General features: G+C 33.5%; 23 protein-coding genes and 2 pseudogenes. 22 read left to right on the forward strand and 3 right to left on the reverse strand.

Annotated features, from left to right (window positions below; all coding sequences use genetic code 11):
• Nucleotides 1–255 precede the first annotated feature (255 nt).
• Nucleotides 256–1587 carry a site-specific integrase gene (locus G3I01_RS14685; protein ID WP_219549043.1) on the reverse strand — a complete coding sequence of 444 codons (1332 nt, stop codon included), beginning with the start codon at nucleotides 1585–1587 and terminating at the stop codon, nucleotides 256–258.
• A 527-nt stretch (nucleotides 1588–2114) separates the two neighbouring features.
• Here G3I01_RS14685 and G3I01_RS14690 point away from each other — a divergent pair.
• The 5 genes from G3I01_RS14690 to G3I01_RS14710 all read left to right on the forward strand — a co-directional run bounded on the left by G3I01_RS14690 (nucleotide 2115) and on the right by G3I01_RS14710 (nucleotide 6276).
• Nucleotides 2115–2561 (forward strand): hypothetical protein, encoded by a 447-nt coding sequence (locus G3I01_RS14690; RefSeq protein ID WP_219549045.1) that lies wholly within the window; start codon nucleotides 2115–2117, stop codon nucleotides 2559–2561.
• 202 nt (nucleotides 2562–2763) lie between these two features.
• Nucleotides 2764–3624: a hypothetical protein gene (locus G3I01_RS14695; protein WP_219549047.1), complete on the forward strand. Its 861-nt coding sequence runs from the start codon at nucleotides 2764–2766 to the stop codon at nucleotides 3622–3624.
• A 682-nt stretch (nucleotides 3625–4306) separates the two neighbouring features.
• Nucleotides 4307–4525, forward strand: a complete 219-nt coding sequence (locus G3I01_RS14700) for a hypothetical protein (RefSeq protein WP_219549049.1) — start codon at nucleotides 4307–4309, stop codon at nucleotides 4523–4525.
• 149 nt (nucleotides 4526–4674) lie between these two features.
• Nucleotides 4675–5043 (forward strand): hypothetical protein, encoded by a 369-nt coding sequence (locus tag G3I01_RS14705; protein WP_219549051.1) that lies wholly within the window; start codon nucleotides 4675–4677, stop codon nucleotides 5041–5043.
• 234 nt (nucleotides 5044–5277) lie between these two features.
• Nucleotides 5278–6276, forward strand: a complete 999-nt coding sequence (locus tag G3I01_RS14710; protein ID WP_219549053.1) for an alpha/beta hydrolase — start codon at nucleotides 5278–5280, stop codon at nucleotides 6274–6276.
• A 45-nt stretch (nucleotides 6277–6321) separates the two neighbouring features.
• Here the strand turns inward: G3I01_RS14710 and G3I01_RS14715 are convergent, their stop codons facing one another.
• Nucleotides 6322–7287: an IS110 family transposase gene (locus G3I01_RS14715; RefSeq protein ID WP_219552817.1), complete on the reverse strand. Its 966-nt coding sequence runs from the start codon at nucleotides 7285–7287 to the stop codon at nucleotides 6322–6324.
• A 346-nt stretch (nucleotides 7288–7633) separates the two neighbouring features.
• On the opposite strand from G3I01_RS14715, the gene G3I01_RS14720 reads away from it, so the two are divergent.
• The 17 genes and pseudogenes from G3I01_RS14720 to G3I01_RS14790 all read left to right on the forward strand — a co-directional run.
• A complete protein-coding gene (locus G3I01_RS14720) occupies nucleotides 7634–8221 on the forward strand; it encodes a hypothetical protein (RefSeq protein ID WP_219549055.1) in 588 nt (195 codons plus the stop codon).
• 184 nt (nucleotides 8222–8405) lie between these two features.
• On the forward strand, nucleotides 8406–10754 hold the full coding sequence (locus G3I01_RS14725; protein ID WP_219549057.1) for a hypothetical protein: 2349 nt from the start codon (nucleotides 8406–8408) through the stop codon (nucleotides 10752–10754).
• Nucleotides 10755–10925: 171 nt separating this feature from the next.
• Nucleotides 10926–11696, forward strand: coding sequence for a helix-turn-helix domain-containing protein (locus tag G3I01_RS14730; RefSeq protein ID WP_219549059.1), 771 nt, complete (start codon nucleotides 10926–10928; stop codon nucleotides 11694–11696).
• A gap of 36 nt (nucleotides 11697–11732) precedes the next feature.
• Entirely contained in the window at nucleotides 11733–12266 is a 534-nt protein-coding gene (locus G3I01_RS14735) for a dihydrofolate reductase family protein (RefSeq protein WP_219549061.1), read from the forward strand.
• Between the two features lie 154 nt (nucleotides 12267–12420).
• Nucleotides 12421–13005 (forward strand): hypothetical protein, encoded by a 585-nt coding sequence (locus G3I01_RS14740; protein WP_219549063.1) that lies wholly within the window; start codon nucleotides 12421–12423, stop codon nucleotides 13003–13005.
• An 809-nt stretch (nucleotides 13006–13814) separates the two neighbouring features.
• Nucleotides 13815–15095 (forward strand): Glu/Leu/Phe/Val dehydrogenase, encoded by a 1281-nt coding sequence (locus tag G3I01_RS14745; protein WP_219549066.1) that lies wholly within the window; start codon nucleotides 13815–13817, stop codon nucleotides 15093–15095.
• Between the two features lie 25 nt (nucleotides 15096–15120).
• Nucleotides 15121–15564, forward strand: coding sequence for a GreA/GreB family elongation factor (locus G3I01_RS14750; RefSeq protein ID WP_219549068.1), 444 nt, complete (start codon nucleotides 15121–15123; stop codon nucleotides 15562–15564).
• Nucleotides 15533–15973, forward strand: a complete 441-nt coding sequence (locus tag G3I01_RS14755; protein ID WP_219549070.1) for a hypothetical protein — start codon at nucleotides 15533–15535, stop codon at nucleotides 15971–15973. The genes G3I01_RS14750 and G3I01_RS14755 overlap by 32 nt, the downstream gene beginning before the upstream one ends.
• Before the next feature lie 439 nt (nucleotides 15974–16412).
• Nucleotides 16413–16853, forward strand: a complete 441-nt coding sequence (locus G3I01_RS14760) for a cyclic-phosphate processing receiver domain-containing protein (RefSeq protein WP_257710640.1) — start codon at nucleotides 16413–16415, stop codon at nucleotides 16851–16853.
• A 362-nt stretch (nucleotides 16854–17215) separates the two neighbouring features.
• Nucleotides 17216–17362 carry a hypothetical protein gene (locus tag G3I01_RS17160; RefSeq protein ID WP_257710641.1) on the forward strand — a complete coding sequence of 49 codons (147 nt, stop codon included), beginning with the start codon at nucleotides 17216–17218 and terminating at the stop codon, nucleotides 17360–17362.
• Nucleotides 17363–18007 (forward strand): META domain-containing protein, encoded by a 645-nt coding sequence (locus tag G3I01_RS14765; protein ID WP_257710642.1) that lies wholly within the window; start codon nucleotides 17363–17365, stop codon nucleotides 18005–18007.
• Nucleotides 18008–18036: 29 nt separating this feature from the next.
• Entirely contained in the window at nucleotides 18037–18813 is a 777-nt protein-coding gene (locus G3I01_RS14770) for a glucose 1-dehydrogenase (RefSeq protein ID WP_219549072.1), read from the forward strand.
• Nucleotides 18814–18901: 88 nt separating this feature from the next.
• Nucleotides 18902–20008 (forward strand): mechanosensitive ion channel family protein, encoded by a 1107-nt coding sequence (locus G3I01_RS14775; RefSeq protein ID WP_219549074.1) that lies wholly within the window; start codon nucleotides 18902–18904, stop codon nucleotides 20006–20008.
• A 35-nt stretch (nucleotides 20009–20043) separates the two neighbouring features.
• Nucleotides 20044–20328: a GNAT family N-acetyltransferase gene (locus G3I01_RS14780; RefSeq protein ID WP_219549075.1), complete on the forward strand. Its 285-nt coding sequence runs from the start codon at nucleotides 20044–20046 to the stop codon at nucleotides 20326–20328.
• Between the two features lie 42 nt (nucleotides 20329–20370).
• Nucleotides 20371–21250: pseudogene (locus G3I01_RS14785) on the forward strand (pirin family protein); the annotation flags it as partial.
• Nucleotides 21251–21334: 84 nt separating this feature from the next.
• The gene (locus G3I01_RS17165) at nucleotides 21335–21586 is read left to right on the forward strand and encodes a TMEM175 family protein (RefSeq protein ID WP_257710854.1); all 252 of its coding nucleotides are present in this window, start codon (nucleotides 21335–21337) and stop codon (nucleotides 21584–21586) included.
• 306 nt (nucleotides 21587–21892) lie between these two features.
• A pseudogene (locus G3I01_RS14790) lies at nucleotides 21893–22300 on the forward strand (pirin family protein); the annotation flags it as partial.
• A gap of 174 nt (nucleotides 22301–22474) precedes the next feature.
• On the opposite strand, the gene G3I01_RS14795 reads toward G3I01_RS14790, so the two are convergent.
• Complete coding sequence (locus G3I01_RS14795; RefSeq protein ID WP_257710643.1) at nucleotides 22475–23785, reverse strand: FMN-binding glutamate synthase family protein; 1311 nt, start codon at nucleotides 23783–23785, stop codon at nucleotides 22475–22477.
• Between the last annotated feature and the right edge of the window lie 134 nt (nucleotides 23786–23919).

Consider the following 23919-nt stretch of genomic DNA (forward strand, 5'->3'; position numbering starts at 1 on the left):
GATCTTCAATTATTATAATCGTCTAACTTCGAGATATATAAAATTTTAATAAAGTATAGAATTTTAGTGGAGTTACTATTTTTTAAAAAGCTAAATTAGAAATTGAAGAAGTCAATTCCTTTTGTTTTAATAGAGAAAACTTTCAAAATTATTTTTTTAACAAAAAAATGAATCTTCGATTTCATATAGAAAATCAAGCAAAGATTACGTAATGAAACATCATAATAAGATTAAACCTAAAATGATAATCTCAAGTTAAAAGTTAATGACACTATCCAAAGCCTCATCAGCATCTCTGTGGATAAAATTTGCCTGATAATTTAAAGTGGTTTTTAAATCACTATGTCTATATAATTTTTGCAGCATTAAAGGGTGAATTCTATCACCTGCAATATTTCCAAAGCTATGACGGGCTATATGATTCGATAATGTTTTATCAATGCCACAGAGTTTAGCTATTCTTTTTAAATATTTATTGAGAAGTTTAGTGGTACTCTTTGTCCGCGTATAAATTTGTTCGGCTTGAGTTTGATCTACTTCCCGTAAAAAAGGGAATAAATATCCGTTATTGAATTTCTTATCTGGGCGATAGTAATCAATTATAATCCTAGCTTTATCAGGAATTTTTAAACTTAAAGGTTTACCATTTTTTTCCATGACATAGTATAAACGGTTATCCTTGAAATCAGACCATTTTAATTTAATTACATCTGAGATTCGCATCCCGGCAAAATAAAAAGAAAACAACCATATGTTGTGAGTATGCCATATAGTTGAGTACTTCTCTAATTCGAGTGATTCTATCTTCTCAATTTCTTCTACATTCAATCCAATTTTATTACCTGAGGATATTCTAATTTTCTCTTTCTCACCAGCAAAAGGATAATATTTCTGGGCAATTACTCCTTCTTTAATTGCAATATTATAAAGAGTTCTAATGAAAATAAGCTGATTGGTTATTGTCCTTGGATTTTGATTCAAGTAAGAAGAACAGAATGTCTTATATTTTCTAATAAAAGACTCGTCAATATCGCGGAATCTTAGGTTATCATTTTTTTTAAAATATGCAACGCCATCCATCCAGTGATATTTAGATCTTCTTGCATCGCTCACTCGCTTTAACCGTCTTTGTTTAATTTCTTGGATGATTTTTGCCTTACTTCTCGAATTCTTTAGTTGTATAAATTCTTCAATATTATATAGTATTGATAACTGCGACTTAGCAACTGAAAAAACTCCCGTGTCATATTTACTTTGAATATGTTCAGTGGCAACAGTAAAGAATGATTTAGAGCCATCTGGCCCTTTTAATTTTTGTTTTATCTGCCTTGGCGTAATTTTTTTCTCTGCATTGAAATAGATATCATTGACTTCAATCATCCTTTTCATCAAAAAGTTATTTAACTGCTTAAAGTTTGGATGAGTCTTTTTAACCTTACAAGCAACATCATCCCATTCTTTTTCAAATACAGAATGTCCCAGCCAAACATAATTCGTTTTATAATTTTCGCTAATTCTTAAGGCCAGAGGTATCCTTCCATCCTTCTTTTTCATGTTTTTTCTCAAAACAATCTTTAAATTTGCCATACAGTTAGGATTTAAAACCTTGTAATATAATAATTTACATCTAAAAACTAGTACAGAATAAGTACAGAATCGGTTGATTTTAGGCCATATTATATAATATCAAAATTTATCAAAATCACATTAACTAATTGATTTTCAGGTGTTTTAGGTAAATTTGACTTCTAGCAGAATATTTTCATAACCCGGAGGTCCCGAGTTCAAATCTCGGTCTCGCTACAAGTAAAAAAGGCTTTCGAGAAATCGAAAGCCTTTAATTTTTTCTCCAGGTACAACATAGGTACAACAACCCAGGTTTTTCGTTATTTGATTACTATCTAATATCAAATAATATCAATTACTTACAGTTAAAGTTTTGAGATGCTTTTACCTTTAGCACATTAATTCTTGAATATTTATCTTATTTACATATTTATTTTAATTTAGAAGTCTGAAATTATCTTATAAACGATACCCAAACCTGCGCTTATCCCGGAACATACTCGAATAAAAATGTATATTGCCGTGGATATAACGAGTTGTAACGCATTATGAGAAAAATTCTACTGATTACATTTCTACTGACTATTTCATGTCAGGAAAAAGATGAAAAATTTACAGATAAAGAAATTTGTCAGTACTTGGAAAAAATGGTAGAAAATGATCAGAGATATAGATTTGAAATAATGGATTCTACCATTTCCAGTATTAAAAAAGATTCGCTTTTAAAACTGCAGAAAAAATTAGATAATCAAAACACAGAATTGTTAATTGAAATAATTAACCAAAAAGGATGGCCACAACCAGATAGTTTAAATTGTGAGGATAACTACCCTACTTTTTTAGTTTTTAGGCACGCTGATAAAAAGTATTTCGATACAATTCAAAAATTAATTAATCACGAAATGGAAAAAGGAAAAATGAATGAATCCAATTATATGTTTATTGAGAATCATTTAAAAGGAAGGCCAGATTTTCAAATTAAAGAAGGGAAATAAAATATTCAAAAGTCTATAAAGAAAAATTCAACTGCTTAACGCGTTACAACAACGGTTAATCGCCAATAAGCGGCACCGTTAGTAAGAATATAATTAACTTGACCAACAAACTAATACTAAGCCGACAAATCCGCGTCCCTTACTCCGCCAACTGGCGATAACCGAGACCGTTGGCAACAAGGCTAAGAAAAATTAGAATTTAATGTTTGAAATATTTAATACCAGAGAAATTGCACTATTCTTTTGGTCAATAATTATTCTGACTTGGATTTTAAGCAAAATGGAAAGTTGGGGTAGTTTTAAAAAAGTTCTCTCCACATTTTTTAGCGATAAAATTATAACTCCAATTTTACTTTCAATTATTTATGCCGAAACTATAATATTGATTTTAGCTCTATTTGATTATTGGGATCTTAAATTCTTAAAAGATACTTTATTCTGGTTTATCGGATCCGCAATTATTTCGATCTTTAATGCTAATAAAGCAACAGAAAATCCAGATTATTTCAAGAAGAATATTCTCGACAATATTAAATTCATTATAGTCTTTGAGTTCATAATAAACTTCTACACTTTACCCTTATTTTGGGAAATTATCTTAATCCCGTTTTTATTGATAATTAGCTTAGCAGATAAAATATTTCAAGACAGAAAAGAAATTGCTACTAAAAAATTCACTACTGGAATACTGACAATATTTGGAATATTCTTACTCTCTTTTTCAATTACGAATCTTGTAAAAAACTTCGAAGCATTTGCATCATTAAACACTTTGAAAATATTTCTTCTTCCAATTATTCTTACAGTTTTATTTATTCCTTTTACATATTTACTTGCAGTCTATATGAAGTATGAAAATATGTTCATCTTCGTGGGCTTCCGGTTTAAGAATAAACAACAAGAGTTTAATAAAATAAAATGGAGAATATTTAAATTCTGTCTGTTCAATCTAAACAAACAAATAAAGTTAAGGAGATTGCAAAGTTTCTCTTATATAATGTCTCTAGATGATTTAAATAAAACAATAAATGAGTATAAAAGCCCAGTTGCCAACAACGGTTAATCGCCAATAAGCGGCACCGTTAGAAAGAAAATAATTAACTTGATCAACAAACCAATACTAAGCCGACAAATCCGCGTCCCCTACTCCGCCAACTGGCGATAACCGAGACCGTTACATGCCATTCGCCAGCCCTGGGCGAGCTCTCAGCATCAAGCAAACAGGAAGAAGCTTAGGAATAAAAAATCGTGGAACCGCTAGTCTAGCGAGTTTGCTTGCGGCTAACGAAGAAAAGCGTGCTTTTTAAAGTGATAGCTGCAAACTCGCTGTAAAGGAAGAAGAAAAAAAGAAATTAAGAAATTAGGGATTCCACTCCTTTTTAGTGATCCTGCTGTTTGCTCCCCGTTCCAGAACGTCGCCTATCCTAAGGATAAACGCAATTCTAAACGGTTGAAGCGGGATGGCCCGAGGGTCAGGTCCGTCGAACGACGCTCGCAGCATTTCTGCAAAATGCCGCAACGACTGCACGTAACAACGAATAAGAAGAATAGGGGGCACTAAATAAATATGTATATATTTAAATCATCAAAACAGATAATTTAAAACAGAATTCAGAAGCCCCCTACTCTTCCTATTCGTAAACGTTAGCTAACATTTTTTAGAAAGAGTGAAATTAGGAGAAATAATATTCTATTTAGCAGTTTCATTAATTGGAATAAACCTTTTATATCAACTTTTAAAGATTATGCTTAAGGGAACTAAAGCAGAAAGGGAATATGAAAAAAGAATTAATGAAAGTCTTGCAGATGAATATATCATCGATCCAGAAACTGGTGCTAAACTTACTTTAGAAGAAGCAGAATCTGGACATTGGATTAACCATGACAACGAGTATATCACTATCCCAGAAAAAGAAATAGAAAATTACATACTGAAGAACAAAAGGACGCCGAAAGAGCAATAAATCTTCTTAGAAAAAGTAGAGAATATAAAAGATATAGGTTCTCCAAATCAGAATTACAAATTTTAGAAAGTACAAAGATTCTATCAAAATATGATGATTGGAGTTATTCTGATTGCTTTAAAATTGAATACTGTGATGGTTTTATTTTTATGCCTGCTGTTGTACTAATTGATAAAGTACCAGGATACTTTGAAACTACTTATAATGAATCACAAATAATGATATGGTTGAGATTGGAAAGTAATATGGGACACTATTACTTAAGAGAAAAAACTGCAACCGAAAAGTTTTTAGATATATTCAAAAACGACGATGATATAAAAATGAGAGGTTACGAATCATTTACATTTAAAAAATCAGAAAACATTTTTAAAGTCAATCAAACTCTGAAAAAAATAAAAGGTGGTAAGGGATTAGAAATAGAAATCATTGAAAACAATCTATTCCTAAAAACAATGAAATTCATAAATGTAGAAGAACTACTTCTGATAGAAAGCCTAGTAAAAAACATTAGCTAACAACGGTTAATCGCCAATAGCCGGTAGCGTTAGAAAAAAAATAATTAACTTGACCAATAAGCCAATACTAAGCCGACCAATCCGCGTCCCGCACTCCGCCAACTGGCGATAACCGAGACCGTTGTAGTGCAATTAACAATTGAATTGATTAAATTTCTAATCTAAAATCAGACGAACTTGTTTTTCAGTAAAAGAATATTGGTCTTTTTCATATTTATACTTCAATTAAGTATAATGCAATCTCAAATAAATGTTGAGGGATATAATAGTGAAACAATTACTGTTGATGGATTACGAACACATTATCTAGATTTCGGAGGTGAAGGTTTAAATGTGATATTAATACATTCGGAGGCTTGGGATGCATATACATATAAGAATTTCGGTCCTCTCTTGACTGATAATAACAGAGTTTTAGCCATAACTAGACCTGGATATGGTAAATCTGAGAAAGGAGCTTATGATGTTAAAAAACAAGGCGATCATATAATCAAATTCGCAAATTCGTTAAATATAAAAAGAGCTGTATTCATAGGTAATGCTTCAGCTTCAGCAGAATTAACTTATCTAGCGGAGAATTATCCTCAAAAAGTTGCAGGGGTTGTTTATTTAAATGGATTATCAGTGCCTTGGTTAGAAGAATATTATACGGATCCGTTCAAGAGTTCTGAAATGTTCCTGCGATCAAGTCCTAGTTCCAATCCAGAAACTAGTTTTATCGACATTAGCAGAGCTAGGAAAAACTATCGCCCTAACCATTATAAATCTGATTCGATAAAAATTAATGTTCCTGCTTTAGCCATTGTAAATAAAAATGGTCGACAAGGATCTGAAAAAGGACTTGGTATTCTAGTATTTGTCGGTTCATCTTTTATGGAAGAAGTCCGTAACGAGATTCCGCCTTCACCAACAAAGGATTTTTTAAACAGAATTGCCGATGACCCTCAATTTAGAGGTGAGTTAATTAATAATATTCAGGATTCTGTTGCACGTCAATATTATCTTAAACTGGCCAGCGACACAATAATGCAAAGAAAAGTGTATATGTATCATACTCAATCAACCTATCCTGCAATGCTTGAAGCACAAGAAAAATTGAAAAATGCATTTGGTGAAAATTTACAACTTGAAAAAATTAATGTAAATCAGATTGTAGGATATGAATACAGAGATTCTCCAGAACTCATTATTGAGCCAATAAAAGAATTCCTAAAACAAATAAATTCGAACTAAGTTAAACGCACTACAACAAAGAACTAAGGTAAAATCCAAGTACTTCTAAGCTAATTTCGATATATAATTTTCCTGGTAAGAAGTTCCTGATTTAGCTATGGCAAATGCCTGTTTCAGGAGCTTATTGCACACAGCTATAAGTGCCAGTTTCTTACTCTTACCCTTCTCAACTATTCGTTCATAAATTTCCCTGCAAGCTTTATTAGTTTTGCAAGCAGTGAAACTACACATGAATAGTAAATTCCGAAGCTTTCGATTGCCTACTTTACTAATTCGACTGCGTCCTCTTACACTGGTTCCGGATTGCCTGATCGTTGGGGTGATCCCGGTAAAACAGCAAAGCTGCCTGGCATTCTCAAAACTGGTAAATCCGTCTGTAAGCACAATTAACAACATCGCTGTCTTCTTACCCATCCCTGGAATACTAGTTAATTGCTCCAGTTGATCTTCCTGGGTTTGCCTGACTAAGAATTCCAGCTTGGTTTCAATCTGATCTAATTCCTTCTCTAATTGCTTTAGCATTCGGACGAGTGATCTACTAACAGTCTTTGAAGGTGTACCGAGAGCTTTCTCTCCGTGTATCTTATTCTTCACCGCAGTGCGTTGTTTCAAATAAAGATCCTGAAGACTTAGTAGCTGCAAACACTCTGCCTGCATGGCGTTTCTGGCTGTGTACAAAGGAACTTTTGTAGCCTGTGCATATTCACAGATCGCTTTGGCATCACTTTTATCGGTCTTGATCTTGGAGAGTTTCATCTGAATAAAACGCTTCACCGAAAGTGGATTCACAACCGATACCGTTATACCTTTCTCATATAAATACTGGGCTAATCTGTAATGATAATAACCAGTAGCTTCCATAACTACCAGGCTGTCATTCTTAATTAACTTCAGCAAGCCTTTAAAGCCTTTTACATCATTAGAGAACTGGTCATGCCTTCCATTTTGATCAACCACATCAAAGAATGATTTACTAATGTCTACTCCGTAAAAATGTTTAAATTTATCCATATGAGAATGATTGGAAAGAACAGCTACTTTGGTTTTCATCGACTTAAAAACGAGATCTAGGTCTCACAGAACTAAACGAAATTAAAGTAGAAAAGAGAGGGGATTATCATTGTTGACGGAATCTCAAGTTCCCACGGTTCATGTAATCTTATTCCTCTCTTTTGTTCTTTCTGGTTATACAATCAAAATTTAGAGAAATTAAACTTAAGACGGTTCATCGCCAATAGCCGGCACCGTTAGAAAGAAAATAATTAACTTGACCAACGAACCATTACAAAGCCGACAAATCGGCGTCCCGTACTCCGCCAACTGGCGATAACCGAGACCGTTGTAGTGCATTTATAATATGAAAATTCTAAGATTCTTTTTTCTTTTATCATTATTTCAAGTTGGTTGTAAAAATCAAAAGGGTAACCAAATAGAATCAGAAAAACCTATTTGCTCTACTGCCGCAAAACTTGAACAAATAAAATTTATTAGGTATCACAAATGGGATGGTTTAAGACCTAATAAGATAAAATTCACTTTTAACTTCACATCAGATAATCTTGTAAGGCTTCAGATAGTAGATTCTACTAAAAAACATCATGGTTCTGATGTAAATTTTTCCTGTTGGAAAATGGTTATCAATGATTCTTTGAATGCTCCATTATTTACGCTTAGGCAAGAAAATGAAATAATAGAGATTAATAAGTCAAAAAAAGAGCAAGTATTTTACCTGGATTTTTACGAAATGATAGGTCTAACTTTAAAAGAAATGGATGATTTGATTCCACCTATAAATAACATTAATCTAGTAAACAATTGCAATTCCACTTGTGTATCATTAAATCAAGATTTTTCGCAAATCAAGATGCTCTATGAACTTGATACAAAAATCATCCAAAAATCTGATTCAATTAATATGAACTTAGATCATAATTACGGTTTATAAACGCACAACAACAACGGTTAATCGCCATTAAGCGGCAGCTTTAGAAAGAAAATAATTAACTTAACCAACAAACCAATACTTAGCCGACAACTCCGCGTCCCTTACTCCGCCAACTGGCGATAACCGAGACCGTTAGTGACAAGTTTTACACGAGATTATCATCTAATAATTTTTCAATAAGAAAATGCCTAAGAGTAGAAAACGAAAAATAAAAAAGAAGAAGAAAAAGCAACAATCAAGGAAAAAAGAATACCAACCATATGAGGTTGTAAAGCAAAGATTTGTAAAATTTGAAAATCCTGTAACTGAGAATATTTCATTCCAAGAAAGAAAGGAAAAACTACTTGAGATTGCAAATAAGGCTTCTATTGAATTTGAAGATGAATTCAAAGAATTGCTAAGTTTTTTTCGAAATTATGATGCTCTATATTTATGCTCTTTTGCCGCATACTATTTTGCTAAACAAGAAGAGGGAATTGATGAAGAAGCAATTAATGGCTATTTGGATTTCCCTCCTTTTTATTTAGAAATTCTACAATGTTTAGCTTTAATTCAAAAGAGAACAATTAATCCTAAACCGCTACATGAAAATGTCGAAAATTTTAAAACTTTAATTCAGACGGTAAACCAAAGTCAGTCCGCTCGATACTTTAAACTAGCAGAAAATGCAAAAGATGAAAAAGATATTGGTGCAATAATGCTACGAACCGATATGATGGTTCAAACTTTAGCCGTTAGAAACTGGGCCTATGTACAACAAATGGAAGAGGTTTCTTATGAACTCGCTAATCTTATAAAAGATGATTTCAAAGATGAAATTGGTTTTAACCCAATATCATTATTAGAAATTTTATTTGGATTAGTTTCTTTAACCGAAAGAAAAATCAACGCGCACCATAAGAAGATATTCAGCTTTGTCAAAGAAAAGTCTTACGACAAGGTTTTCACTAAATATGAAGAAGCTTTTAAAGACGTACAAAAAACAACCTCCTCAGAAAGGAAAACAATTTGGGAGAAAACAGGAAAAAACATAAAACTTCTGAAAGCTTCCATCATGGAACATTCTGACTATAATTTACAAGGTGTTTTCACCCACGACATACATGAAATATATGAACATTTCGAAGGTAAATTTTTAGAAGAAGAAATTACTCAGATAATGAATAGTTTATGTCTAAAATTTCAGAGTCTATCAGAAATTAATAAAGATCATATATTCTTAAATAATCCTATCCACACTAAACCTTTTATAAAGGTATCGGACAACAGCTATTTTTCAATAATAGCTCATATGTTTACTCATTTAGGAATAGAAATTCTTGAAACTTTTATATCTAAAAACGATAAATTAAGAGAAAAATATGCTTTAAGGAAGGGACATTTTTTAGAAAATAAGGTTGAAACTTTATTCAGAGAATCATTCCCCAATGCAAAAATTTATATAGGTAGCCAATGGGAATGTAGAAAAGAGAATAAAGTTTTTGAAAACGACCTGATTATGGTCTTAGAAGAGTTCGTAATAATAGTTGAATCAAAATCGGGAACTGTCACACCTCCTGCAAAACGTGGAGCTCCAAAAAGACTATTTAGAACTATGGAAGACTTGGTCGTTGATCCATCGGAGCAAGCAATTCGTTTTGAAAATTATTTAAAAGAAAACGTACAAATTAATGAATTCAAGACCAGATCGGGTGAAATTAATACAATAGATAATACAAAAGTTAAATATTATGTCCCTCTCGGGATAACTCTCTCAAATCTTGGGTCGGTAGGTTGTAATCTGAAAAAATTAATAAAAGCAAATATAATTCCACATTCAATTGATGAATTAGCTCCATCTATTAGTTATACTGATCTAGAAATTATTTTTGAAATACTCACATTTCAGTCGGAGAAAATTCATTATTTATCAAGGAGAAGAGAATTTGAAGCTCATCTAAACTTTCAAGGTGATGAGATGGATCTTTTCGGGTTCTATTTAGATAATGGATTTAATATTGGAGAAACGGAATACGAGGGAAATATGTATTTTAATCTAACATTAAAATCAAAAGAACTAGACCCTTATTTTATAGGCAAGTATAGAGGAATAAAAGTAAAAAAACCTGCGCTCGAAAAATCTAAATATTGGGTGGATCTTCTTTCCATGATTGAAAAAAGGGCTAAAAATTGGCTTTTGGCTGGCTATATATTGTTGAATTTACCAAAGGAAGATCAAATAAAATATGAGAAAAATTTGAAAGAACTCTCTACAAGATTAGTTCAAGGTAAATGTCCTAAAAAATACAATTATATGCTTATGGGGGTGGGACCGAAAAGAAGGCAATATGTAATAGCAGGCTTCCCATATATCAATACAGATAGAGCAACGAGAAATGCACTAGTGAATGATATCGTCAATGATATCAAAAAAAATAACAATATTAGAGGTTATATTATTTTAGGATATGATCTTGACAATTACAATTATCCATACACTATGATGGCAGGTAGTATCAATACAGAGTTTTTTGATAGTCTGGAATTGGATTAAAACCTGTCACTAACAGCGGTTCATCTCAAATTCCGGGTTTTACAAAAAAGAATTAAATTAGATTCCTAACAAACTAAAGCGTTAGCCGACAAGTCCGCGTCCCTACTCCCGCAACTTGCGATAACCGCAAACCGTTGGCGGTCATTCTACCTAACGACACCTTAGAATCTAATGAAGTACAAAAAAGTAAAACCTTTCAAAGAATTAGAACCCTATATTCATTTCTATTGGGAACTGAAAGGAAACGAAGTTGAAAGACAATGGGAACGGGTTTTTCCAGATGGCTGTGCCGGTATTGTAATGAATTTGGGAGACACTTGTTTGACTGACAACGGATCGACTAAAATGGAATTTGGGAAAACTTATGTTGTAGGAGCAATGACTTCATTTAAAGACAGTTTTATTGAGAACGATACGCACCTAATAGGTGTTTGTTTAAAACCTGCAACTTTTTCAAATTTTTATTGCTATACTTCACAAAATGAACTGACTAACGACACCGTTGAATTTGAAAAATCTAATTCATTTAATGTTGATAAAACAATAGAGAATCCATTTAATTATTTTGACCTTTTTTATTCCGAAAGGTTAATTACCAAAGCCAATGAATTACAAAACGTTATTGATGATATTCATTTAACAAACGGACAAATGAGTATTTATGAACTTTCAAAAAGACATTTCATAACGACAAGACAATTGGAGCGAAACTTTAAAAGGTTCATTGGACTGTCACCAAAGGAATATTCGAACATTATTCGCTTTCAAAATGCTTTGAACGTAATCAAAAATTCAAGTGAAAATCGCAGTCTTTTAGATATTGCATTTGAGTGTGGTTATTATGACCATTCACATCTTAATAATGAAATCAAGCGAAATACAGGACTTCCACCATCACAGCTTGAAATGTCGTATTTATACAAAGCGCAATTGGTTGTCTAAAATTAATTTTGCCAAAACATTAAAAATTTAAAACAGATGCGAAAAATATCACTTTTCATTGCCACAAGTTTAGACGGCTACATTGCAAAACCTAATGACGATTTGAGTTTCTTAAAACTCGTAGAAAAAGAAGGTGAAGACTATGGTTATAAAGAATTTACGGATACCATTGACACTTTAATTATTGGTAGAAAAACTTATGATTATGTCCTTAAGGAAATTGGTTCATCATTTTACGACAATGGACAAAGGGACGTGTATGTGATAACAAGAACTCCTAGACCAAGTGTTGGTAGAACAACTTTTCACACAGGAAAATTGACCGATTTGGTAGAACAACTCAAATCTGAAAACGGAAAAAACATTTATTGTGATGGTGGTGCAGAAGTAATTAATGAACTATTAAAAGATGACTTGATTGATGAATTTATTATCTCTGTCGTTCCAGTTTTGTTAGGTAATGGTACAAGATTATTTAAAGACGAACGACCCGAACAGTCACTAGAATTTGTAAAAGCAAAAACATTTGAAACAGGATTAGCACAACTGCATTACAAACGAAAAGAATAAAAAACGAACCGCCAACAGCGGTTCATCTCAAATTACGGGTTTAATCGAAAAATTGTAATTTTAGAAACCAACAAACTAATGGTTAATCCGACAAGCCCGGGTCCCTACTCCCGCAACTTGTGATAACCGTAAACCGTTGGCCACAAGCAAGAAAATGAAATTAACTAAGAAGAAAAACTACTTAAAAGGAAAAACCGTCTTTATAGTTTCAATGATTGTAATTCTAGCAACATTCTTAACGGTTTGGCTGACTGGAGTAAATTACAACAGAGAAATAACATCTAATTTATATTTATCACTCTCCATAATAGGTGTAATTCTATTTCTATTCATGACATACGGACTATACAAAGGAGTTGGAATAGAAGATAATTTTCCAAAATACAGAAGTTTTAAAAAAGAAGATCTTATTGGAAGTACTCATCCAGGAACGATAGAAACACCAGATGCAGATGTGGGAGATGGAATTGCAGGATTAATCCTATCCATCGTATTATGGATATTGATGACAATCGCAATGATTGTATTATTAATCTTATTAGAAGCAATTTTCTGGTTCTCTTTATTTATAATTATCATGATGCTCTATTGGATATTTTTTAGAGCTCTAAAATTAGTTTTTAGCAAATCAGACAAAACTTTCGGAGACATATTTTCGTCTATCTCATATTCTTTGACATATACAATTCTATATTTAGGATGGATATATGGAATAGTTTATCTGACAGAAATTTTATAGACAAGCCAGTGGCCAACAAAGAACTAAAGGAAATATCTCAAACTGATTTAAAAAGTTTATTTGATACCTTAAGCAAATTAATCTATCAACTCAACAAAAACGGCATCCTAACGGTTCAACGTACTTGTTATGCATGTAAGTTTTATAAAAGAAAAGAAAATAAAGATCATTGTAATTTGTTGAATAAAGAATTACTCAATACTGATATTCGATTAGATTGTCCCGAATTTGTGGAAAATAAATGAAGGTATTAATCCGAAATTCCTTCAATATGAGATAAATGGAAAATGAAAGCAGTTATAATGAGTGATTAAATTTTTATTTACTTCGCTTTCATTTCAAAACTTTTGCAGCGTGTTGAAAAAGAACATATTTTAAAAAATATGTTAACGTAGACAAAAACTACTATGATTTTTTAAGTTGTACGGAAAACTCTCCGGAAAAACTTAGTTAAAGCCAAAGTCCTCCGGTACTTTTCTCCCCTACCGGGTCTTTTCTCCTCGATAAAAAATTCCTAAAATATTTTTTACACTGACTCAATCAACTGTATACAAGGGTTTTACATTATTACAACCAATTTATTCTTATTAGCGGGCATAGCATTTGACTTTCTGTAACCAAAGAAGTTAAATCTAATCCAAATGAATTTGATTAAGGATAAAACACGAACCACCTTTTCCCAAAAAGAATATCATAATGGTCTAACCCAAGAAATACTCAAGGGACTCTGTTTTAATTGCGATCATCGTAAAACCTGTACCTGGAAAGAGAATAGAAAAATTTATTGTGAACACTTTGAATAAGATAAAATGATAAACACTAAAAAAGTAATCAAACAATCGATGTATGAGACCGTAATGAACCAATTCAATAAAACGGCAGATATTATACATCTAAACCCTAACATTCGTAAGATCTTAGGGATAACTAATAATGAAATTATCGTGCATTTTCCGGTAAAAATGGACAATGGCAAGGTAGAAATTTTTACAGGATACCGGGTTCAGCACAACAATGCTTTGGGACCTTATAAGGGTGGTTTACGCTATCATGATACGGTAGATATTGATGCCGCCAAAGCATTGGCGATGTGGATGACCTGGAAAACTTCCCTGGCTGGTCTTCCGTTTGGTGGGGCTAAAGGCGGAATAAAAATCGATCCACGAAATTATTCCGATTCAGAATTAGAACGTATAACAAGACGTTTTACTTATGCTTTAGGTGAAAACATAGGACCCGAACATGATATTCCTGCTCCCGATATAAACACTAATTCGCAGACAATGGCATGGATCGTAGACACTTATATGTCTACTATTTCTTCTTCAGAAAGATCACACAATCAACATGTCGTCACTGGAAAACCGGTTGGTGCCGGAGGGCTGGAAGGTAGAGATAGGGCTACAGGATTTGGAGTCTATCTAAGTATCAAATTGTTATTAAAAACAAAAAATGAGGAATTAAAAGATAAAAAATTTATAGTCCAGGGCTTTGGGAATGTTGGATATTGGGCATCTCACTTTTTAACTCAAGATGGCGCTAAGTTAATAGCAGTGCAGGATGCTCACGCCACATTATACAATGCTAAGGGAATAGACACTAAAGCCCTGGCACAACATTGCGAACCCAGAAAGGGTTCGATTAAAGGATTTGACGGAGCAGATGAAATGCAGGCAAATGATTTCTTTGGATTGGACTGTGATTTTGTCATCCCTGCTGCCCTAGGAAATCAAATAACTGCAGAAAATGCATTTAAGATCAAAGCTTCGATAGTTGCCGAGGGAGCTAATGGTCCTACAGATAAAGAAGGAGAACAAATATTGCTTGAAAAAGGGATCACTATTATCCCTGATATCTTTTGTAATTCAGGAGGAGTAATTGGTAGTTATTTTGAGTGGCTACAAAATAGAAATGGTGAATTGTGGCAACTGGACGAAGTGATGTCAAAAATTGAGAAAAAGCTTACTGAAAATTTTCACAAAATTAATGCTGAAGTAAATAAACGCAAAGTGGATTGGAGAACAGCAGCTTTTATACTTGCTATATCCAGAGTAGAGACCGCTTATGTTCAAAGAGGAATCTTCCCTTAATCATAATTAATTAAAGAGAAATGAAATGAAATACGGAGAATTGATTATAGAAAAGAAAGAATATGATTTTTTAAAACAAATCATGTCGCTGGCAAAATATTATAAGGACACTTCTTATAAAGCGTCAATATATAAACTTAATGAGGAACTAAAAGATGCAAGAATTGTAACTAATAAAAAGATGCCGGCAGATGTCATTAGGTTGAATTCAATTGTTACCATAGAAACACTTAATGAAGTAGAGAAGACATATCAAATCGTCACTCCAGAAAAAGGGGATATCAGAAAAGATAAAATTTCTGTATTGGCCCCTATGGGCTTGGCTCTCTTCGGTTATGCTAAGGGAGATCATATCACCTGGACATTTCCTCTGGGCGAGAGCCACATTAAGATTAAAGATGTAAAACAAATTGAACCTGAATTAATGAAAATGAATCATGATAAAAAACATTCAAGAACATCACACTAGTGAGGAAATAGAAATTATTAGACTTCAACATGAAATAAAACAATGGAAATTAGAATTAAATTTTCTAACTCATGAGATTGAATTCTACCTTAATATTTTTGAGTCTTTTTTAAATAAAAAAATTAATATTAATCAGGCAGACGCTAAATATATACATGAACAGTTTTCCAATCTGAGAGAAACAAATGGTACAATTCTTCAAGGATGTGAAACATTTCATCCAAAATTAGAGGAAATGAATGAATGCGAAGATGTTCAATGTGACCATGTTTATCTTACTACTCATCTATCCTTACGGTCAAAAATTGAAAACCACATAAGTGAGTTAAGAGATATAAAGTATTCTGCATTCAATTATTTGAAAAACAGTATAGAAAAGTTTTCAATATCAAATAATGACTTGTCTTAGTTGATCCAGATAGGTCCAGATACAATCTTCTCATACATCTATGTAGAGGGAGTTAAAATTTCAGCAAAAGTATCAGGCCTGTCTGGTTTTTAAACCTAAAAATTATGAAAAATAAATTTATTAAAACCTTAATTATTGTACTCACAATAATTTTCTTCAGATCTTTCTATTTTAATCAAGAATTTTATGGCAGACTGTGGGAAGAAAATCAAATAACAATTTTATTTCTAGGATTTCTATTTGCCATACTAATTTTCGTAGTAATCAGGTTTCAAAAATTTACTGAAATTGATAATGATTAAAAGATTTATTCTATAGTTATAATATCTGTAGAAATACAATTGTATGAATATAATAACCTAAATCCATTCCATCCAGGTTGAATAATTTCATATACAATTTAATACCACAAGCATTGAATTTATCCATCTTAAAAAAAATGATGTCATCTGAATTCTGGAATCTTTTAAGCACAAAAAGTTTAAAGCAAATTCCTAAACCAGAAGAAGGAAATATAAAACTACTATCAGGAAATAAAGAGACGATCACACTTTTGTGGTTAGATGATAGAATTAACCCTCTGGAACGAAGAATGGATTGGTTGGCTTACAGTCCTATTGGCAGAAATGTAAATGTGGTATGGGTGAAAAATTATGTTGATTTTAAAAACTGGATTCAGAATAATGGACTGCCCGGTGCCATATGTTTTGATTATGATTTAGGAGAAAAAACACCAACGGGATATGATTGTGCGAAATGGCTCGTAGACTATTGTCAGAAGAATCATTTACCTCCCCCACCATGGGCATCTCAAAGTACTAATCCTGAAGGAAAGGCTAATATTAATAGACTCCTTAAGAATTATTTAAATAGCTTTTAAATAATTAACTGTTACTGTTTTTCTTCATTTTGAGGATCTCTTAACTCATTTCAATATCTAAAGTCTATCTTGATATTGATAACTCATTTAATTTTTCCAACTGAATTATAAATAATTATAGAAAAATAAAATATTAATCTTTCGATAAAAGGGACATGACTTGGCTTAAGAACTATAAAATCTAATTTAACCTAAAAAACTAAGCCAATAGATAAAAAATGTTGAGCATATCACAACCACACCCTTTTAATTTACTATCACTATAAAAATTGCTAAACCTCCTAAAATTAAAAAGCCGAATAAAGAAAAATTGCTTCAAAAAATAAATGATTACAAATAAAATATTATAAAAAGCAACTGGAATGAAAAATAAAATATTTGCACTGGTGCTTCTAATGATAACCGCATTAGGCTGCAATTCAACTAAAAAGAATACCGAATCAAACAAAAAAAATCAAAACGCAATTGTCGGAGAAAAATGGACACTTATAAAACTGGAAAAACGGTAAGTGCCTCAACAAGATAAGTCGGTTTATTTTATGCTAAACCCTGAAGACAAGAAATTAAACGGTTTTTCAGGTTGTAATAATATGATGGGGACTTATTCTCTAAAACACGGAAACCAAATCCGTTTTACAAAAATCGCCACTACTCGAATGGCTTGTCCAAAAACAGATATTGATGAATCCAAGGTTTTAAAAATCTTTGAAATTACCGATAATTATACAATTACCGGAGACACATTAAGGCTACATATTGGCCGGCGGGCAACTTTGGTAGTTTTTATAAAAAACACACCCCAGATTACCGAAAAGCACTGGAAATTAGTAGAATTGGAAGGACAACCAGTAAAAATGGTCGAAAATCAGGAGAAAGAAGTTTATTTCCGACTTAAAACTGAAGAAAACAGAGTTCAGGGTTTTGCTGGCTGTAATTCTTTTAATGGAACCTATTCTATAGAAAAAGAAAATCGAATCCGTTTTTCACAAATGGCAGCTACTCTAAAAGTCTGTCCAAATGTTGATATAAATGAGACTGAATTTCTTAAAGTATTTCAAACGGCAGATAATTACACCGTCAATGAAGATACCTTAAGGCTAAATGTTGGCAAAAGAGCATCTTTAGCTGTTTTTGAAGCGGTATATTTTGAATAAAAATAAGATTAACTTTAAATTAAAGGAATATGAATACCTCAAAATTATTTGACTTGCAAGGTAAAACTGCCATTTTAACCGGTGGTGCAAACGGAATTGGCAAAGCCAGTTGTAGAATACTCGCCGCATACGGTGCTAACGTTGTGGTTTCAGATTATAACCTGGAAGACGCTAAAAAAACTGCCAAAGAAATTAATGATGAAGGTGGAAAAGCCATCGCCATAGATTGCGATGTGACTAAAGATGATGCACTGGTGAGTTTGGTCGAAAAAACGATCGACAAATTCAGTGGGATTCACATTCTGGTAAATAACGTAGGTGGCGGCGGTGCCGGAAAAGAAAGTCCGTTTGAAATGAATGTGGAGCAATTCAAAAAAGTGTACGAAATGAACGTTTTTAGTATGTGGCGATTATGCCAATTGGTGGCACCACATATGAAAATTGCCGGTTATGGTGGCATTATTAACATGTCCTCCATGGCTTCTATCAATAAGAGTCCGGCGATTAGTGCTTACGCTTCTTCCAAAGCCGCAATTAACCACATGACACGTAACCTCGCCTTCGATTATGGCCCGGCTGAAATTCGTATCAACGCCATTGGACCCGGAGCAGTAAAGACCCACGCTCTTAGTACGGTGCTCACCCCAGAAATTGAAAGGAAAATGTTGGAGCATACACCTATTAAACGATTAGGCGAACCCGAAGATATTGCCGGAGCGGTATTATATTTTGCCGCGCCCATTTCCAGCTGGACCAGCGGACAAGTGATTTTTGTTAATGGTGGCGGCGTGCAGACTTTAGATTGATTATTGGTTATGTTCGCTTTATAGAACCCAGCTATTTTGACCTAAAGCTAGTTTGTATTTAAAAACATATAAATTTTAAAAATAAGAAATGGAAGATTTTCTTGAAGCTTATAAACCGCATATTATCTACGCAACTATAATAATTGCTGCAGTTGTAATATTGCATCTTCTAACTAACTTATTTCATAAATGGTTGGTAAGGCAGGAACATAAAAATTTTCCTGGTGAGAAAACAGCACCGGTAAATTTGGTAAAACGTGTGCTGAATACATTATGGCTAGTTCTTGGCCTTATAGCTTTAAGCTTCATTTTTGTTGAGCAAGAAAAATATGATTCTTTAATATCAAATTTCAAACTTGTCCTCTATTTAGGTTTTTTAGCGGTCTTTACTATTGTTGCAGCTACTTCAACCAATTTGTGGTTTAAAAAAAGTATCAATAAAAAAATACAAAACAAATACGATCCTACCAGTTTTAAATTTCTAAGGTATGTGGCTGTATTTACTATCTATTTTACTGGAATTTTATTTGGATTACTCGCATTTCCCTCACTTCGTGGTGTTGCCCAAACCGCACTTGGAGGCGCAGGGGTTGTTGCAATCGTGATTGGTGTAGCTTCCCAAGAGGCTTTGGCAAACCTGGTTGGGGGCGTTTTTATAATTTCCTTTAAACCGTTTAGAGTAGGTGATCTTATAAAAGTCACGGACACCATGGTGGGCACCGTAACCGATATCACTTTGCGCCATACCGTAATTCGTAACTTTGAAAACAAGATGATCGTAATCCCGAATTCGATCATCAATAAAGAAAAACTGATCAATTATGATCTTGGCGAACTCAAATGTTGTGAGCGTATAGAAATTGGAATTTCCTACGACAGTGATATTGATTTAGCAAAAAAAATTATGCAAGAAGAATGTGAAAATCATCCGCTCATTTATGACAATAGATCTGCACTGGATAAAAAAGATGATCACCCAATTGTTAAAACCGCCGTCCTTTCCTTAAATGATTTTTCCATAACTATACGCGCCTGGGCTTGGGGAAAAACTTTTGATGACTGTTTTGAACTTAAAATTTCGGTATTAGAAAGTATCAAAAAACGATTTGATAAAGAAGGTATTGAAATACCGTTTCCTTACCGAACCATCGTAATGAAAGATAAGAAAGAAATTAATGGGACAAGGAAAAATTAAAATTCAGCTTAGAAAACTATCAAAAATAAATAATTATGGCAAGAATAGAGCGCGAAGCCAATGGTAAAAAAGGTCGATTTATCATTTATGCAGATAATGAATATGCAGGCGAAATGACCTTTACCTGGGCAGGAAAGAAGAAGTTTATCATTGACCATACCGGCGTGGAAGACAAGTTTGGCGGGAAAGGCATGGCAAAACAACTAGTTATGGAAGGTGTGGAATATGCCCGAAAAAATGACTTGAAAATCATTCCGCTATGTCCGTATGCAAAAAGTAGGTTTAATAAAGATGAAAGCATAAAAGACGTATTGGCATAAATTCAATGCTAAAACCAGTTATTAAAATTTAAAATTCATGATATGTCAAATACCCAATTGATTAAAGAAGAACACGCCGCCGATATTGGGAACTTTATGGTGGGAAGATTATTTCCTTTTAGACAAAAAAGGTCTGTTGGCCCATTCTCATTTATCGATCATATGGGACCGGCGGAAATGGACGAGGAAATCAATCTGGATGTGGCGCCGCATCCACCTATTGGATTATCTACCCTCACCTATTTATTTGAAGGCTCCATTCAGCACAAAGATAGCCTGGGCTCCGATATTGAAATTAAACCCGAAGCTGTTAATTGGATGACTGCAGGAAAAGGAGTGGTTCATTCGGAAAGAACACCAGAATATTTGCGGGGCAAAGAAAAGTCGCTACACGGATTACAGATTTGGGTAGCATTGCCAAAACATTTAGAACAATCAGAACCAGCTTAGCACATATTAAAGAAAAAGAAGTTCCACATTGGAAAGAACAAGGAGCAAAATTCAAATTAATAGCCGGCAAGGCTTTTAATAAAACATCCCCTGCTCCTGTACATAGTGAATTGTATTTTATTGAAAGAAAAAGCAGCAAAAAACAGCAAATCAATATAGAAAAAGACCTTTATGGAGAAAGTGCTTTGTATATTTTAGAGGTTAGTATTAAAGCCGATGAATATAATTACGATCTCAAACAAATTCTCGTAGCCAAAGATAGTAGCCTTTGTTCTTTTGAAATGGAGGCTGAAACTACCATTTATATTTTTGGGGGGGCACTCTCTTTGAGGAGGAACGTAATATCCATTGAAATTTTGTGATTTTTGATAAGGAGGTTATTGAAAAATTCAAAAAAGATTAGGAAAATAAGGATTTGGATGCTTTTCCAAAAGTAGTTGGAGACGAGGTTGATTATGTGCCGCAACCAAAAACGGCGCATTCGATGAAAACAGGTATATTGAAAGCCCTTAGCAATGGCGTACTTGCTATCATCATAACCATTATGGTTTTGGGCATGAGCGCGCCAGACGGTTATACTTTTGATGCTTTAAAACTCATACTCCTCATTTTTCTTACCTATGTGTTAAGCTTTATATATCTCGGAATTTATTGGAATAATCATCATCATTTACTGCAAGCCGTAAATAAGGTAAATGAAAAAATTTTGTGGGCCAACCTGAATTTGCTGGTTTGGCTTTCACTTTTTCCGTTTGAAACAGATTGGATGGGGAAAAATCAATTCGAAGAAAACCCGACGGCAATCTAAGGAACAGTGTTGTGTATGGACGCTGTGACATATAAAATTATGGTGTATTGCGTTATACAGATTGAAGGCAAAAATTTCAGTACTGGAAAGGTTTATAGCAAGGATAAAAGATTGAATATATTACTGATACTGTATTTTTCAGGGATTGTGATTTCTTTTTTTCTACCAATTTTAAGTCTTGTGATCTATTCTATACTGGCCCGTAATATGGACCATGCCAGACCCTAGAATCGATTAGACATTAAAAGACCAAACCCATTAAGTGAAAATATAAATAATTGAATATCAAACTCTTTAAACCAGAAAATGAAAACTATATATCATAAAGCAAATAGCTAGAGGAGATGCCAATCATGGATGGTTATATTCAAAACACAGCTTCAGCTTTGCCAAATACCATAACCCGGAACGTATGAATTTTGGAGTGGTACGCGTTCTTAATGACGATACTGTTTCAGAAGATACGGGATTTGGCAGCCATCCGTATAGAGATATGGAAATCGTATCCATTCAGTTGGGGGTGATTTGAAACACCAGGATAATATGGTGAATTAAACCATTATCAAGGAAGGAGATATCAAGGTGATGAGTGCTAGAACGGGCGTAATGCATTCTGAATCAAACAACAATCCGGATAAACCTGTAAAGTTCTTACAGATTTGGATAATCCCCAATAAAATGAATGTAAAGCCTCGTTACGACCAGATAACAGTATTCATATATTAAAAGATTTCATATGTCTTAAGATCCTCGGATTACCACCTATTGAGTGCGTAAGCTTACTTATAAACCTTTTAGTTAAGACAAACAGATTCTAATCTAAAACAATCCTTTATTTCATCAATCTTGTATGTTGAAAAAACTTTGTATAATTTTTAGGCACTGTATCTATATTAACCAGACATCTTTCTCTGTATAGGGGTATATTTCGTCATAGGTCTGTACATTATACATCCCTACCCTTTTGCTAATATGGCTACGATTTAATTCTTCCGGACCATTGAGCCCCGCTGCCGCAATTAATTCTAAAAAGCTATGAATTGTAGCTTCATGATATCTTTTAACCCTTGGCGCTTTATCATCTACCACCAATCCCTTAACTAAGGCCTTATTTTGAGTGGTCACCCCCACGGGACAGGTATTATTGTTACATTGTAAAGCCTGAATACAACCTACAGAAAGCATCATTGCACGAGCGCTATTACACCCATCTGCACCCAGTGCAATAGCTCTGGCCATATGAAATCCTGTTATAATTTTTCCGGCCACTATCACTTTAATTTCTTTTCTTAATCCAAAACCCACCAGGCTATCGTGTACAAAAATGAGACCTTCGAGCAGGGGCATTCCCATAGAGTTTGAAAATTCTACAGGTGCAGCACCAGTACCACCTTCTCCCCCATCTACAGTAATGAAATCAGGTTTTATATTCGTAAACAGCATTGCTTCACAGAAGTCCATAAATTCTTGTTTACGCCCCAAACACAGTTTAAAACCTATAGGTTTTCCCTCTGAAAGGTTCCGCAGCTTTTTAATAAAATGCATAAACTGAATAGGATCGGAAAAAACAGAGTGAGATGGAGGAGAATGTACCGCAATTCCAGGTTTAATGTGTCTTATTCTCGCAATTTCTTCTGTATTTTTCACAGCTGGTAATATACCTCCATGACCAGGCTTGGCTCCTTGAGACAATTTTATTTCTATCATTTTCACCTGAGGCCTAAGGGCATTTTCCCTGAAGGTTTCCTCATTGAAACTTCCATCTTCTTTTCGGCAACCAAAATATCCAGTCCCAATTTGCCATATAAGGTCCCCACCGTGTTCTAAATGATAGTCACTAATACCACCTTCACCGGTATTTTGGGCAAAATTGCCCATTTTAGCTCCTTTATTCATTGCCAAAACTGCATTCTTACTTGAAGAACCAAAACTCATCGCCGAAATATTTAATAAACTTGAGAAATACGTTTGTTTACAATCTTTACCTCCAATTTTTAACCTTGGAAATTCACCAATATTCTTAGGATTATTTTTTGCATACATAGAATGTTCCATCCATTCATATCCAGAATGATAAATGTCCATTAGAGTACCAAATGGCTCCGTATCATTCTCCCCTTTTGCCCTCCTATATACCAATGAACGCAAAATACGATTGAGTGGTCTTCCCTCAGTGCCGGTTTCAACAAAATACTGCATTATCTCAGGTCTGATTGACTCTAACATATATCTAAAACGACCAATCACAGGGTAGTTTCTACGTATAGTATGAGACTTTTGAAAAATATCAAATACCCCCATTAATATTATTGGAACAACCAATAGAAAAAGCC

The sequence above is a fragment of the Gramella sp. MT6 genome, assembly GCF_019357415.1.
Lineage (GTDB): Bacteria > Bacteroidota > Bacteroidia > Flavobacteriales > Flavobacteriaceae > Christiangramia.